This window comes from Kitasatospora sp. NPDC002227 (genome assembly GCF_040296285.1).
GTDB lineage: Bacteria > Actinomycetota > Actinomycetes > Streptomycetales > Streptomycetaceae > Kitasatospora.
Map to the genome: position 1 here is coordinate 181737 of NZ_JBEOWY010000004.1, position 14184 is coordinate 195920.

At 70.6% G+C, this 14184-nt stretch carries 11 protein-coding genes; 4 read left to right on the forward strand and 7 right to left on the reverse strand.

Going from position 1 to position 14184, the window contains the following annotated elements; translation table 11 throughout:
- Nucleotides 1-11: 11 nt before the first annotated feature.
- Nucleotides 12-995 (reverse strand): ABC transporter permease, encoded by a 984-nt coding sequence (locus ABT095_RS05780; RefSeq protein WP_350528011.1) that lies wholly within the window; start codon nucleotides 993-995, stop codon nucleotides 12-14.
- A 376-nt stretch (nucleotides 996-1371) separates the two neighbouring features.
- Between ABT095_RS05780 and ABT095_RS05785 the strand changes: the two genes are divergently transcribed.
- The 4 genes from ABT095_RS05785 to ABT095_RS05800 all read left to right on the forward strand — a co-directional run bounded on the left by ABT095_RS05785 (nucleotide 1372) and on the right by ABT095_RS05800 (nucleotide 7582).
- Nucleotides 1372-3081: an ABC transporter family substrate-binding protein gene (locus tag ABT095_RS05785; protein WP_350528012.1), complete on the forward strand. Its 1710-nt coding sequence runs from the start codon at nucleotides 1372-1374 to the stop codon at nucleotides 3079-3081.
- A gap of 376 nt (nucleotides 3082-3457) precedes the next feature.
- Nucleotides 3458-4630, forward strand: a complete 1173-nt coding sequence (locus ABT095_RS05790) for a low temperature requirement protein A (protein ID WP_350528013.1) — start codon at nucleotides 3458-3460, stop codon at nucleotides 4628-4630.
- 61 nt (nucleotides 4631-4691) lie between these two features.
- A complete protein-coding gene (locus ABT095_RS05795; protein ID WP_350528014.1) occupies nucleotides 4692-5345 on the forward strand; it encodes a pentapeptide repeat-containing protein in 654 nt (217 codons plus the stop codon).
- Between the two features lie 182 nt (nucleotides 5346-5527).
- Nucleotides 5528-7582: a phosphocholine-specific phospholipase C gene (locus ABT095_RS05800; protein ID WP_350528015.1), complete on the forward strand. Its 2055-nt coding sequence runs from the start codon at nucleotides 5528-5530 to the stop codon at nucleotides 7580-7582.
- 50 nt (nucleotides 7583-7632) lie between these two features.
- On the opposite strand, the gene ABT095_RS05805 is transcribed toward ABT095_RS05800, so the two are convergent.
- From ABT095_RS05805 to pflA, 6 genes are all read right to left on the reverse strand, one after another.
- Nucleotides 7633-10017, reverse strand: a complete 2385-nt coding sequence (locus tag ABT095_RS05805; RefSeq protein ID WP_350528016.1) for an FtsX-like permease family protein — start codon at nucleotides 10015-10017, stop codon at nucleotides 7633-7635.
- A complete protein-coding gene (locus ABT095_RS05810) occupies nucleotides 10017-10691 on the reverse strand; it encodes an ABC transporter ATP-binding protein (protein WP_350528017.1) in 675 nt (224 codons plus the stop codon). Before ABT095_RS05810 ends, ABT095_RS05805 begins: the two co-directional genes overlap by 1 nt.
- A 90-nt stretch (nucleotides 10692-10781) precedes the next feature.
- Nucleotides 10782-11687, reverse strand: a complete 906-nt coding sequence (locus ABT095_RS05815) for a flagellar basal body-associated FliL family protein (RefSeq protein WP_350528018.1) — start codon at nucleotides 11685-11687, stop codon at nucleotides 10782-10784.
- Nucleotides 11688-11741: 54 nt separating this feature from the next.
- Nucleotides 11742-12110, reverse strand: a complete 369-nt coding sequence (locus ABT095_RS05820; protein ID WP_350528019.1) for a hypothetical protein — start codon at nucleotides 12108-12110, stop codon at nucleotides 11742-11744.
- Between the two features lie 451 nt (nucleotides 12111-12561).
- A complete protein-coding gene (locus ABT095_RS05825) occupies nucleotides 12562-13377 on the reverse strand; it encodes a malonate decarboxylase holo-ACP synthase (protein WP_350528020.1) in 816 nt (271 codons plus the stop codon).
- 17 nt (nucleotides 13378-13394) lie between these two features.
- Nucleotides 13395-14171, reverse strand: coding sequence for a pyruvate formate-lyase-activating protein (gene pflA, locus ABT095_RS05830; RefSeq protein WP_350528021.1), 777 nt, complete (start codon nucleotides 14169-14171; stop codon nucleotides 13395-13397).
- Between the last annotated feature and the right edge of the window lie 13 nt (nucleotides 14172-14184).

Sequence of the window (14184 nt, forward strand, 5' to 3'; positions counted from 1 at the left end):
GGCGGGCCCTCTCAGTACCGGACGCGCGGGTCGAGGGCGGCGGTGAGCACGTCGGCGAGGAAGCCGGAGGCCAGCACCACCACGGCGGCGAACAGGTTGACGGCGACGACGGAGTTGACGTCCTGCTCGTTGATCGCCTGGATGAACCACTCGCCCATCCCGTGCCAGCCGAAGATGGTCTCGGTGAAGGCCGCCCCGGTCAGGATGCCGAGGAAGCTGTAGGCGAACATCGTGGCCATCGGGATGATCGCGGTGCGCAGCCCGTGCTTGAGCAGCGCCTGGTTGCGGGTGAGCCCCTTGGCCTCGGCTGTGCGCAGGTAGTCGGAGCCGAGCACGTCGAGCATGGTGCCGCGCTGGTAGCGGCTGTAGACGGCCAGGCCGCCGAGGGCCAGCGAGAGGGTCGGCAGCAGCAGGTGCAGCGACCAGTCGGCGAGGTGGGCGCCGATGCCACCGGTCAGCCCGGGGGTCTCGTAGCCGGTGAACGGGACGACGTCGTGCCCGGCGGCGTCCTTGGCGGCGATCGCGCCGTTCTTGAGGAAGAGCGCGAGCAGGAAGACCGGGGTGGAGAGCAGCACGAAGGAGATCAGCGTCAACGCCCGGTCCGAGAACCGGTACTGCTTGACCGCGCTCCACGCCCCGGCCGCCACACCGAGCACCATGCCGAGCACGCTGCCGATCAGCAGCAGCCGCAGCGAGACCCAGATCCGTCGGCCGAAGTCCTCGTTGACCGAGGTGTTGTGAATGGTCTGCCCGAGGTCCCCGTGCACCACCAGGTTCCTGGTCCAGACGCCGAACCGCTCGACCACCGGCGTGTGGTCGTTGATGTTGAGCTCGGTCAGCTGGCGGTCCACCGAGGCGGCGGAGGGCCGGGGCTGCTTGGCCTCGAAGTAGGTCCGCGGCCCGAGCGCCGAGGAGGCCAGGGCGTACGCCAGGAAGATCGCGGCGATCAGCAGCGCGAGGTAGTAGCCGAACCGCTTGGCCAGGTACCGGATCACCGTCTACCGCCGAGAAATCGGTTCGTGCACCTCATCGACATGATCACAAGCCTTCGTAGCAGGGGGAGTTGACACAACTTCGGGCAGCAGTTCTACGCGACCGGACGGTCGGTCGTCCAGAGGTCGGACGGCGGTTGATCAGTTCTCGCAGATGAACCCGCAGGTCAGAGTGAATCAGCCGGTTACTGACGGAGTATTGCGGTGACGTTGCCCCCTGTTTCGATTCGATCAGTTGTGAACACCGAACCCTGGTGGAGCGGTTGATGCGCTGTTACGTTCTGCGGGCCAGGGCACTCACTTGGCTGCCCACGCTCAACAGTCGCCACACCTGGCGGCCTCGAAGGCATCAACTCGACCTCACTTGGGGGCACCCCTCATGGACTCGTCCACCACAGCCAGGACCACCCGCGCCCTCGGCCGGGCCGTCGTCGTCGCCATCGCCCTGGCGCTGACCGTCACCGGTTGCAGCTCCGGGGGTTCGGGCTCGGGTGACGTGCCCAAGAACGTCGTCCCGACCCAGGATGCGGAGGACAACAACCCGCAGCCGCTGGACAAGATCAAGGACGGCGGCGAGCTGCGCGAGCCGCTGCAGCAGTGGATCACCCAGTGGAACCCGTACCAGGTGGATGGCCGCTACGGCGACGCCGTCGAGGCCATGGGGTACATGGAGGCGAAGATCTTCCGCTCGGACGCCAAGGGTGTGTTCCACCCGGTGCCCGAGTACCTGGTCTCGGCCGAGGTCACCTCGCAGTCGCCCGAGGTGATCACGTACAAGGTCAACCCGAAGGCCAAGTGGTCGGACGGCAAGCCGATCGGCTACCAGGACTTCAAGGCCGTCTGGGAGACCTCCAACGGCAAGAACCCGGCGTACAACATCGCCGACTCCTCGGGCTACGAGCAGATCTCCAGCGTCGAGAAGGGGGCCGACGACCAGGAGGTCAAGGTCACCTTCAGCAAGCCCTACGCGGACTGGCAGAACCTGTTCAACCCGCTGCTGCCGGCCGCCGGGCTGACCGACCCGGACACCTTCAACAAGGGCTGGATCGAGAAGGTGCCGGTCTTCGGCGGCCCGTTCAAGATCGGCACGCTGGACAAGAGCGCCCAGACCCTCACCCTGGTGCCGAACCCGGACTGGTGGGGCCCCAAGCCCAAGCTCGACAAGATCACCTACCGGGTGCTGGACTCCGCGGCGATCACCCAGGCCTTCCTCAACAACGAGGTGGACTACGCCGGGGCCGGCTCGGCCACCTCCTACGGCCAGCTCAAGGACGCCAAGGACGGTGTCATCCGCACCGGCACCCCGTGGGACGAGGTGCACATCTCCTTCGGCGGCAACGGCCCGCTGGCCGAGCTGGGCGTGCGCCAGGCGCTCGGCAAGGCGATCGACCGCAGTTCGCTCATCAAGATCGCCAACCAGGGCGTGCCGGTGGTCTTCAAGCCGCTGGACAACCACCTCTACATGACCAACCAGTCCGGCTACCAGAACAACTCCGGCGACTGGGCCAAGTTCGACGTGGCCGCTGCCAATGCCCTGCTGGACAAGGCCGGTTGGCAGGACGCCGGAGCCGGCCAGCCGCGCACCAAGGGCGGCCAGAAGCTCGAACTGCACTACGTCATGAGCGACGGCTCGACCCAGGCGCAGAGCGACATCGCCACCGCCGTGCAGAACATGCTGCTCCAGATCGGCGTGAAGCTCGACATCGACAAGGTGGCCAGCAAGGAGTACTTCTCCAAGTACATCAACCTGGGCAAGTTCGACCTGGCGAGCTGGCGCAACACCGGCTCCTTCCCGCTCTCGGCCGGCGTGGCGAACTTCCGTGCACCGGAGGGCGACAACGTGTTCGGCAACTACTCCAAGCTGAGCACCCCGGAGATCGACTCGCTGCTCAAGCAGGCCGCCGGCACCCTGGACCCGAAGGCTGCCGACAAGCTCTACAACGAGGCGGACGCCAAGATCTGGGAGCTGGGCCACACCCTGGAGCTCTACCAGCGCCCGAGCATCGTGGCCGTCCGCAAGGGCCTGGCCAACTTCGGTGCGGGCAGCCTGGCGGACACCGACATCCTCAAGGTCGGCTGGGAGAAGTGACGTTCCGGCAGGCCCTCGGCCAAGCCGGTTGACGGACGACAGGCGGCACGGCGGGCGGCGCGGTGATCACGAGCCCGGCGGCCGGGGCAGCGGAGCGGTGTCGACCCGCCCCCCTGCTCCGCCACCGGTCTTGACCTTCCGCACGGTGCCCGCGGACCGCCCGCGTCGCCTTTCCGGTGAGGAATCTAACCGGCCGCCGCGAGCGGGCCGCGCCGCAGCCGCCCGGCGGGTCCGCGCTGTCACCCGGTTCGCGCACTGGGTCGTCAACCCTCGCTGACAACAGGACGTAAGGGGAGCAACCCGCCCGAAAGTTACGTGCCCCAGTGCCTCCGCAGTGTCAGGATCACCTGTGACCTGACACCGTGGAGGCGCAACCATGACCAGCGAACAAGCCGGCTACCGCACCGTCCGGCGGATGACCGCCCGGGACCGGCGGGAGCACCACCGGGTCGCCACCCCGCTGGAACTGTTCTTCGACCTCTGCTTCGTGGTCGCCGTCGGCCAGGCCGGCCGGGAGCTGGCGGTCTCGCTGGCCGAGGGCCACTACGGGGTGGGTATTCCAGGGTATTTCCTGGCATTCTTCGCGATCTGGTGGGCCTGGATGAACTTCACCTGGTTCGCCTCCGCCTACGACGTGGACGACGTGCCGTACCGGGTCACCACCCTGGTCCAGATCGCCGGGGTGCTGATCCTCGCCGCCGGGGTGCCGCGGGCCTTCGAGAGCCACGACTACGCGCTCTTCGTGATCGGCTACGCCGTGATGCGCCTGGCCCTGGTCACCCAGTGGCTGCGCGCCGCGGCGGGCTGCGCCGGGCCCGAGCGCACCATGACCCTGCGCTACGCGGCCGGCGTGGCGCTCTGCCAACTCGGCTGGTGGCCGGCGCTGTTGGTGGTGCCCGACGGTGCCGGGCGCACGGTGGCCGCACTGGCGATGATCGTGGCCGAGCTGAGCGTGCCGGTGCTCGCCGAGCGCCGCAGCCAGACCAGCTGGCACCCGCACCACATCTCCGAGCGGTACGGCCTGTTCACCCTGATCGTGCTCGGCGAGACGGTCGCCGCCGCCACCGTCGCCGTGCAGTCCGGCCTGGACGAGGAGGACGCGCTCGGAAAGCTGGCCGCCGTCGCGATCGGCGGCCTGCTGATCTGCTTCAGCGCCTGGTGGGTCTACTTCGCCGAGCCCATCCACGACCACCTGCGCTCCAACCGGCAGGCCTTCGTCTGGGGCTACGGCCACTACCTGGTCTTCCTCGGCGCCGCCGCGATCGGCTCCGGCCTCGAGGTGGCCGTCGAGGACGCCGCCGGCAAGGCGCACGTCTCCAGCACGGTGGCCGCCGCCACCGTCACCGTGCCCACCGCGCTCTACCTGTTCACCGTCTGGCTGCTGCACTCCCGGCACGTGAAGACCGGCGCCGCCCAGCTCGTCCTGCCACTGGCCGCCGCGGCCGTGCTGGCCTGCACCGCGGCCGGCTCGCAGGCCGTGCTGCCGGCCGGCCTGGTCTGCGCCGCCGCCGTCGCGGTCGGACTCGCCCTCCGCGCCCGCCGCGGCTGAGCCGCCTGTCGGACCCCTCGGCGAGACTGGGGGGAGCCCCCCCTCAGCTAGGAGACCGCACGTGCCCACCACCCCCGACCAGCTCGCCGACCTCCCGTACGCGCACCTGCTGCGCCCGCACCCCGGGCCGCTGCGCGCCGAGGAGCGGTACGACACCGCCCACTTCGACGGGCTGCGGTTCGAGGGGCAGGCGAGCGGCGCGAGCTTCCTGGAGTGCGCGCTCACCGGGGTCGAGCTGCAGGGGGCCAAGCTGCGCCAGGCCCGGTTCAACGAGGCCTGGGTGCAGGGGGCCAGGTGGGTGGCGGTCGAGCTGGCCGAGAGCGACTGGCAGGACAGCGCGGTGCTCGGCAGCGTGCTCGCGGGCATCTCGGGGTACGGCGCCGCGCTGCGCCGGGTGGTGTTCCGCCAGTGCAAGCTGGAGGCGGTCAACCTGCGCGGCGCGCTGCTGCGCGACGTGGTCTTCGAGGACTGCCTGCTGCGTGACGTCGACCTCGGCGGTGCCAAGCTCACCGATGTCTCGGTGCCCGGCTCCACCCTGGAGGAAGTCCGGCTGAACGGCGCCACGCTGAAGAACGTCGACCTGCGCGGCGCCGTCCGGCTCGGTCTGCCCGACGGGCCGCAGGGCCTGCGCGGCGCCCTGATCGGCACCGCCCAACTCTTCGACCTGGCGCCTCAGTTCGCACACGCCCTGGGTATCACTGTGAAGGACTCCTGAGCGGCGGCCCACCCGGCCGTTCACCTCGCCGTCGCCTCGCGAAGCGTCGGCGAACAGTCCAACAAGCCTTGATGGAAAACCATGGTCAGCCCCTCGGACCTGCGCAAAGATGCTCCGCGTCGGATGGCGTGGACACAACGTGTGTGGACAACATCCCTAATCGCGAAGGGACGGGCGGGCTGATGGCCGAGCTCAGTCGTAGGAAGTTCATGGCGATGTCGGCGAGCGCGGCGGCGGGCGCCGCGGTGGCCGGTTCGATGACCGAGGGGGCGTCCCCGGCCTCGGCCGTGGCCCTGAGCACCACCGGCACCATCGCGGATGCGCAGCACATCGTCATCCTGATGCAGGAGAACCGCAGCTTCGACCACTACTTCGGCACCCTCAAGGGCGTCCGGGGCTTCGCCGACCGCAGTGCCATCCAGATCGCAAACGGTTACAGCGTCTTCAACCAGCCGAACGGCCTCTTCTCCCGCCAGTACCCCTGGGCCTTCAACCCCAGCGGCGCCTCCGGCTCCACCGAGACCACCGCCCAGTGCAACGGCGACCTCTCGCACGCCTGGTCCGACCAGCACAAGGCCTGGAACGGCGGCAAGATGGACTCCTGGGTGTCCGCCAAGGGCACCGTGCGCACCCTCGGCTACCTGCAGCGCGCCGACATCCCCTTCCACTACGCGCTGGCCGACAACTGGACCATCTGCGACGCCTACCACTGCTCCACCCTGAGTGCGACCGGCCCGAACCGCACCTTCCACTGGTCCGGCATGATCGACCCGGCCGGCACCGCGGGCGGCCCGGCCTACGACGGCGGCGACGAGTCCGGCCTGCGCTGGCAGACCTACGCCGAGGCCCTCGAGGCGGCCGGCGTGAGCTGGAAGGTCTACCAGAACGCCGCCGACAACTTCGGTGACAACGCGCTCGCGTACTTCACCCAGTTCTCCTCCGCCCCGGCCGGCAGCGCGCTCGCGGTCAAGGGCATGGGATCGGTGCCCAAGGTCACCGGCCGCACCCCCGACGACATCGCCGCCGCGATCCGCAGTGACGTCCTGAACGGCACGCTTCCGCAGGTCAGTTGGATCGTCGCCGACCAGCAGTCCTCCGAGCACCCGTATGCCACCCCGGAGGACGGCGCCCACTTCGTGCACATGGTGATGGACGCGCTCAACGCGGACCCGAACGTCTTCAACTCCACCGTCATGTTCCTCAACTACGACGAGAACGACGGCTTCTTCGACCACGTGCCGCCGCCCTCCCCGCCGGCCGGCACCGCGGGCGAGTTCTACAGCAACACCGCGATCGGCCTCGGCTTCCGCGTCCCGATGATCGCCATCTCGCCCTGGTCGCGCGGTGGCTGGGTCAACTCCGAGGTCGCCGACCACACTTCGGTGCTGCGCTTCCTGGAGAAGTGGACCGCCGCCATCGGCAAGCCGGCCACCTGTCCGAACATCAGCGCCTGGCGCCGCAAGGTCTGCGGAGACCTGACCGGCATGTTCGACTTCACCAGCCCGGTGTACGGCATGCCCGCGCTGCCCGACACCTCGCAGACCATCGGCCTGGCCACCTGCGGCCCGATGTCCAACCCCTCCCCGGCGGGCAACGCGCTGCCCGCCCAGGAGCCCGGCACCCGCCCGGCCCGCGCCCTGCCGTACCAGCCGAACGCCAACCTGGACCACCTGGAGTTCGGCTCCGGCGGGGTGATGAAGGTCTGGATCGCGATGGCCAACGGTGGTGCGGCGGGCGCGACTTCGGCCCACTTCGCGGCCTACGCCAACGCCTACCGCAGCGGCGGCCCGTGGCAGTACACCGTCGACCCGGGCGGCTCCACCAGCGACTTCTTCAACTGCGGCACCAACTTCGGCGGCGGCCCCTACGACCTGAGCGTGATCGGGCCCAACCGCTTCCTGCGCCGCTTCAAGGGCGACGCCACCAAGGCCGGCAAGAACGTCTCGGTGACGGCCTCCTACGCCAACGCGCCCACCACGGGCCAGCTGGCCGTCTGGTTCGCCCTGAAGAACTCCGACACCTCGGCGGTGACCTTCACCATCACCTCGAACAACTACCGCACCGACGGCCCCTGGACGTACACCGTGCAGCCCGGTGCCACGGCGAACGACTACTTCAACGCGGTGGCCTACCAGAACGGTTGGTACGACTTCACGGTGACCGTCAGCTCCGACACCACCTGGTCCCAGCGCTTCACCGGCCACCTGGAGACCGGCGCGCCCAGCATCAGCGGCTGACCCGAAGAGCCCGAGGGGCCGCGCCCCCTCGGGCTCTTCGGTCGCGCCGTCTACTCGCGGTGCAGGTACTCCGCCTTGACGCTACGGCCCAGTGCCGGGATGGCGCTCAGACCGGCCACCACGGCGCCCGCCGCCGCCAGGGCGGTGATGCCGCCGAGTGCGTTCAAGGGGATGCTGCCGGAGGTACCCCCGGCCCGGCCATAGGCCCGGGCGGCCAGCCCCGCAAGGGAGAGCGCCAGGGTGATCCCGGCACCGTACGGGAGCAGCACCTGCACCAGCTGGGCCCGCCGCATGGTGCCGAGCGGCACGCCCACCACCGCCTGGAGGGCCACCTGGCGACGCCGCTCGATCGCCCGGTCGATCGAGCCCACCGTGATGGTGGCGAAGGAGATCGCGAGCGTCAGCAGGGTTGCGAGGGTCAACAGTGCGCGGAACAGCGGGAACTGGTACTGCGACTCGAGCGCGATGTCCGGTACGTTCACCGTGAGGCTCGGATCCGCCTTCGCCACGGCCGCGTTGAGTGCCTCGAAGGTGTCGGCCCGGCCGTCCGTGACGACCAGGTAGGCCGCGGCGGGAGTCTGCAGCGAGTTCAGCCCGGGAGTGCTCGGCGGCAGCAGCAGGTCGGCCGCGACGGGTGAGCTGTTCGAGACGGAGTTGAGGTCCGGCAGGGCCAGCGTCCGGGTCGGTGAGCCGACCGTCACCGACCGGCCGTCCGCCCCGAGGGTGAGCGGGCCGGTGTCGGCCGGGCCGACGAACTGGCCGGGCTTGGGCAGCCAGTAGGCCACGCCGTCCTGGCAGCCCGTCGGCCCCTGCTTGATCACGGCCGCGAGCTCCCCGCAGGAGAGCACCACGGCGCTGCGGATGGGTGCGGGAGCAGGCGTGACGGTGCCCGGCGCGGTGGGCTGCGGCGTGGTGGGCAGTGCCGTCTGGAGCCGGCGCACCGGCACCACCTGGCGGACTCCGGGGATGTCCTGCAGGAGGGAGCCCGGCAGTGGGCGGCCGTCGGCCGTGGCAGCCGGGCCCTGGTAGACACCCGGGGCCATGATCTGGGTCCAGGCCTCGGCCGAGGTCCGGGTCTGCACCGTGGCCAGCACCGACTGGCCGAACGCGCTCGCGAAGACCAGCAGGACCAGGCCCGTGACCACCCGGGAGACCGCGGCGGCTTCCACCTCCAGCCGTCGGGCACCCAGCAGGATCGCCAGCGAACGGCTGACCCGCGCCAGACCGACGGCCACCAGCCGGGCCACCAACGGGGTGGCGGCCGCGATCCCGACGAGGGTGAGCAGCAGGCCGGCACCCATCGTGTACAGCATCGAGGTGTTCGGGTCGCCCTTCTCCGGCGGGCGGCTCAGGGCGGCGTACCCGGTGACGGCCACGCCGAGCAGCAGCGGTGCCAGCCGCCACCAGGAGAGCGGCCGAGGTGCGGCGTCGGCACGGCCGGCCCGGGTGGCTCCGACCACCCGGCGGACGGCGCCGGCCCCGACCAGGACGGCCAGGACCGGTACCGCGAGCAGCAGCAGGGCGGTCTGCCAGATCGGCGGCTGGAGATCTGCGGCGAACCAGCCGTACCCGGCCACGGTCCAGTGCGCGCTCATCGGGCGCAGTGCCTCGAACGCCGCGAGCCCGCCGAGCGCGCCGAGCACCGAGACGATCGCTGTCTCGCCCGCGTTGACCACCTGGGTCTGGCGCGGGGTGAGGCCGAGCAGGCGCAGCGCGGCCAGTCGGCGGTCACGGGTAGCGGCCGAGAGCCGGGCGCAGGACGCGAGGAAGAGCAGCACGGGAGTGAGGACGGCGATCGCGCCGACCAGCAGGGTGATGGTGTTCTTGCGGGTGTCGGCGGTACCGCCGGTGCCGTCCTGGGTGACCATCGCCGGCCCGGTCAGCCCCCGCTCCGACGGCCCGTAGCCGTCCGGGTGCTGGACGGGTGCACCGGGGGTGCGCGCGGTGCCGACGTAGGCCAGCAGTTCGTCGGGCTGGAGGAGGCCCGCCGGTGCGATCTCGGCCGTGAACCGGCCGGGCAGTCTGTCCCGCAGGGCCTGGGCGGCCGGGTCGTCGTAAAGCCGGTGCAGGGCGGGGGAGAGCACGAGCTCACCCGGGCGCGGGAGCGCGGTGAGCCCGGGCGGCGGGGTCGCGGTGGTGTCTCCGGGGACGAGTTGGCGTTGCCAGGCCCGGCCGTGCCAGGTGTCGGGGACGGTCTGCCCGAGCAGCCCGCAGCCGGTGGCCTGCTGGTCGCCGTCCGCGGCACAGACCACGGTGCGGGCGTCGGTGCGGTCGGCCCGGTGGCCGAGCATGGCCGGGACGGCCACTGCGGTGATCAGCACCAGTACGCCGACGGCCGTGCCGCCTGCCATCAGGCCTACCCGGACCCAGCCGGCCCGGCCGTAGCCGCGGACCAGCCGGACGCCGAGCAGGAGGGGGTAGGACCAGCCGCGCATCACACCCGGTCCTTCACGCCGATGACCTGGCCGTTGCTCATGACCACCTCGCGGTCGGCGCAGGCGGCGACCCGGGCCTCGTGGGTCACGATGACCACGGCCGCGCCCTGTTCCCGCGCCGCCGTGGTGAGTGCTTCCAGTACCCGCTCGCCGTTGGTGGTGTCGAGCGCGCCGGTCGGCTCGTCGGCGAAGACCACCTTCGGTCGGTGGACCAAGGCCCGGGCGACAGCGGCCCGTTGGGCCTGCCCGCCGGAGACCTGGGCGGGCCGCTTGGGGCCGAGGTCGGCGATCTCCAGCCGGGCCAGCGCCTCGGCGGCCTGGCGCGTGGCGTCCTTACGGGTCACGCCCGCCAGCCGCAGCGGCAGCGACACGTTCTCCGCGATGGACAGTTCGGGAATCAGCTCCCCGAGCTGGAAGACGAACCCGAAGTCCCGTCGTCGCAGCGCACTCCGCCCGGCCTCCGGCAGATCGTCGATCCGTTCCCCGCCCAGATGCACCGTGCCGCCTTCCGGCCGCAGGATCCCTGCCAGGCAGTGCAGCAGCGTCGACTTCCCGGACCCACTCGATCCGGTGACGGCCACGATCTCCTTCGGCGCGACCTCGAACGACACCCCGTCGAGGGCCCGGGTCGACCCGAAGTCCAGCCGTAACCGGTCGGCGACCAGAAGATTCATCGTGTGCCTCCTGAGCTGTGCAGATCAGATTGGATCGTCTGGAATCGTCTCACCTGATCCCCGTTCCGGTGGGCGGTTCCCAGAAGTGGATCAGTGGCTTCCGCTTGTGGCTGCCGGAAGTCCGGAGCGGTGCTGGAAGAGTGTTCGATAGACGCTGTCGGTGACGGTCGAGCAGGGAAAGGTCTCGACGGCTGCCTGGATTTCTTTCCGGGCGAATTTCTGGTAGGCGGGTTCGGCTTTGGTGCGCCGCTCCAGCTCTTCCTGTGAGGGTGCGGATTCCATGGGAATGCTGTTGTTGATTTTCTTCATCAATTCCATGTACTCGCTGCGGAGCTGATTGATGAGGTCCAGTCGCGACCGGTTGTCGTAGCCCTTCTTCCGGGCGCAGTCCGCCCACTCGGTCAGGGCTCGCCGGTATTCGGGGTCCGACGTCACCGCTCGGTCCGTCCGGTCGTAGTCCGCGTTGCCCTGGGCGATGCCGAATTCCTTGGCCGCTCGCTTCGCCGAGGAGTCGGAGCAGGAGGTCAGCGCCGCGTCGTAGCGCTGTCTCTCCTGGCCGGTGAGTGCGGCGGTGACGTGGTCGTTCTCGTGGCTCGGGGCGAAGGTCGGCCAAGCCGCGATCCCGAAGCCGTGGGTCTGGGCATAGGCCAGGCTGGAGAAGTCCGTCGAGGTCTCCGGATCGGTCAGGCTCAGCGGGTCCTTCGGAAAGTACTGGAGCCCCTTGTCCCGCATGCAGTCGGCGATCAGCCGTTCCGTTCTTGCCGCCAGCTCGGAGTTGAAGCGGTTGCTCTCGCTCTGGGGGAGCAGTCCGGCGAGGACCGCTTCGAGCCGGCGGGCCTGGGCGGCCTCGGCCGGCGTCGGCCCGGTGGCGCCGGAGCGGGCGGTGTAGAACCAGCCCGCCCCGGCTAAGAGGACCACCGCCGCCAGCGACCACAGGAGGACCTTCTTCGGTTTGCTCATGGGAATCTCCCGGTGGCCGTCGGCTGCGGTGATCATCGGCGGTAGGTCGCCCTAGCGCCGCACTTCGAAGGCTTCTCGACCGTCAGTCGGTCAGAAGTCGACGCCGACGCCGACCAGGCCCCGGTTGTAGGTGCCGTTGTTCAGGCAGTCGTAGTGCGAGGTGCCGCCGCCGCTGGCCCGGATGGTCGACTCGTACCAGTTGGTGCCGCCGTTGCCGCGCGAGCACTGCGCGCGGTCCTGGGCGCTGCCCGAGCCGGTGACGGTGATGATCGACTGGTAGCCGCCGTCGCCGGTGGAGAAACGGGCGGTGGTGCCGCCGTAGGTGGTCGAGAACCCACTGGTCGAACCGGGGAAGTCGAGAACCTGACCGGCGGAGGCCTGGGTGGCGGCGAGTCCGAGTACGGCAGTGGCGGTGGCCCCGGCAACGGCAAGGCGGCGCACTGTGCGGCTGATGGTCATGGTGGTGCCCTTTCGCTCGTCTGAAGTGGCGTGGTGCACGTTCTGCGGATTTCTCCGAGAATTCCGGCGGCTCGGCGGGCCGGTAATGCGGCGGGACGTCTCCCGTTGGGTCGGCCCGCGATGGGGAGCTACCGGCGAGGGCTCGATCCGTTCGATCCCAATCGCCCTCGAACGGAGACAGTAGACGCACCAACGGTCGTGTGCCAAGAGAATTCTTACGCATAATTCGGAACCAGTCGCTCCGGATTGTCTATAAGCTTCCTTTGCCCTTGAGTGGTGGACTATTTGCTGAACCTTGCAGAAGATGTGGCCCTGTGCCCTAATGTCCGTCTTGTCGTCGACTCCGGCCCGGCCGGGCCGGGGAAACCGGTCGTCCGGTCACGAATCAGTGGGTGGACGCGGAACGGCGGGTGCGCGGCACAATACCGCGCACCCGCCGTTCCGTCGTCGCTCAGGCGGCCCCCGTGGCGTACCACGGGTCGGCGACGATGCGGGGGCCGTCGGGGGTGTGGAGGGTGAGCACCTGGGGCGAGGTGGAGTACTCGGCGAGGGAGACGGCGCCGTGCCGGGTCTCCAGCTCCGCCTCGACCCAGACCGGGAGTTTGCGCAGGGCCCGGCGCAGCAGCAGGGCGTCCCGGCGGCTGAACGGCATCGGGCTGCGCAGCAGTAGTCGCAGCGGGCTGGCCGGGCCCACCGCTGGTGCACCGGTGGCGAGTTCGCAGCCGACGGCGCCGATCGGGCCCCAGACCGGGCGGTAGCTGTCGATGATTTCCCCGGCCAGGGGCAGGGCGGCCAGTGCTGGGATGTGCTCGCGCCGGTTGGCGGGCAACTGGTCGAGGCGGCCGGGGAGTTGTTCGGGCCGCAGGGTGACGGCCACCGCCGAGCGCGGGGCGTAGCCGCTCACCCGCTGCTCGCGCTCGGCCCCGCGCAGGGTGATCGGGATCCAGCTCTCCGGCACCGCCGTGACGTCCCGGCGGCAGCGCACCGGCCCGTGTGCGTCGGCCGGGCCGCCGGCCAGGACCGGTGCGCGCCGGACCGTCACCCACGGGTTGCCGCGCAGCACCGCCTTGGTCCAGCCCGGCAGCGGCTCGGCCCCGGCCACGGTGCGCCGCAGCGAGTTGGGGCAGTGCAGCAGGAGCAGGTCGTGCGCGGTGGGGGTGCGGGTGTCCAGTGCGGCCACCGGCCCGACCACCCGGCGGGGGCGGCCGAGGTGGTCCTCGGTGAGGGTCTCCCGGTGGGAGCGGCGGCGCGGCGCGGCGGTGGGCATGGCGGGTACCTCTCGGTTCAGATCGCGTCGAGTCCGTGCCCGGCGAAGACCGCGCGTGCGGCGGCCACCTGCTCGGGCGTGGGGGAGGGGGTGTCGGCGAGGGCGAAACTGCGGCCCAGCGCTTCGTACTTGGCGGCTCCCAGCTTGTGGAAGGGCAGCACGTCCACCCGGGAGACATTGCCGAGCGAGGCGGCGAAGGCGGCCACCCCCTCGACGTTCGCGGCCGGGTCGGTCAAGCCGGGCACCAGCACGAACCGCACCCAGACCTCCTTCCGGAGCGAGGCCAGCCGCCGGGCGAAGTCCAGCGTCGGCGCCAACTCCTGCCCGGTGAGGCGCCGGTAGAGCTCGCGGTCCCAGGACTTGATGTCGAGCAGCACCAGGTCCACGTCGGCGAGCAGCTCGTCCGTGGCCCGGGCGCCCAGGAAGCCGGAGGTGTCGAGCGCGGTGTGCAGCCCGAGTTCGTGCTTGAAGCGGTGGAACAGCTCGCCCGCGAAGGCGGGTTGGAGCAGCGGCTCGCCGCCGCTGACGGTCGCCCCGCCGCCGGCGGCCCGGATGAAGGTGGTGTATTTCGCGGCCTCCGCCACCACCTCGTCCGCGCTGGTCCGCTTGCCGCCCCGCATCGCCATGGTGTCGGGGTTGTGGCAGTAGAGGCAGGCCAGCGGGCAGCCGGCCAGGAAGGTGACGAACCGGGTGCCGGGGCCGTCCACGCCGGTGGACAAGTCCCAGGAGTGCACCGAGCCGGTGTGGGCGTCGGGTGCGCCGAGGGGGATGTCGGTGCCGAGCAGGACGGCCATGGCCACCACCTCC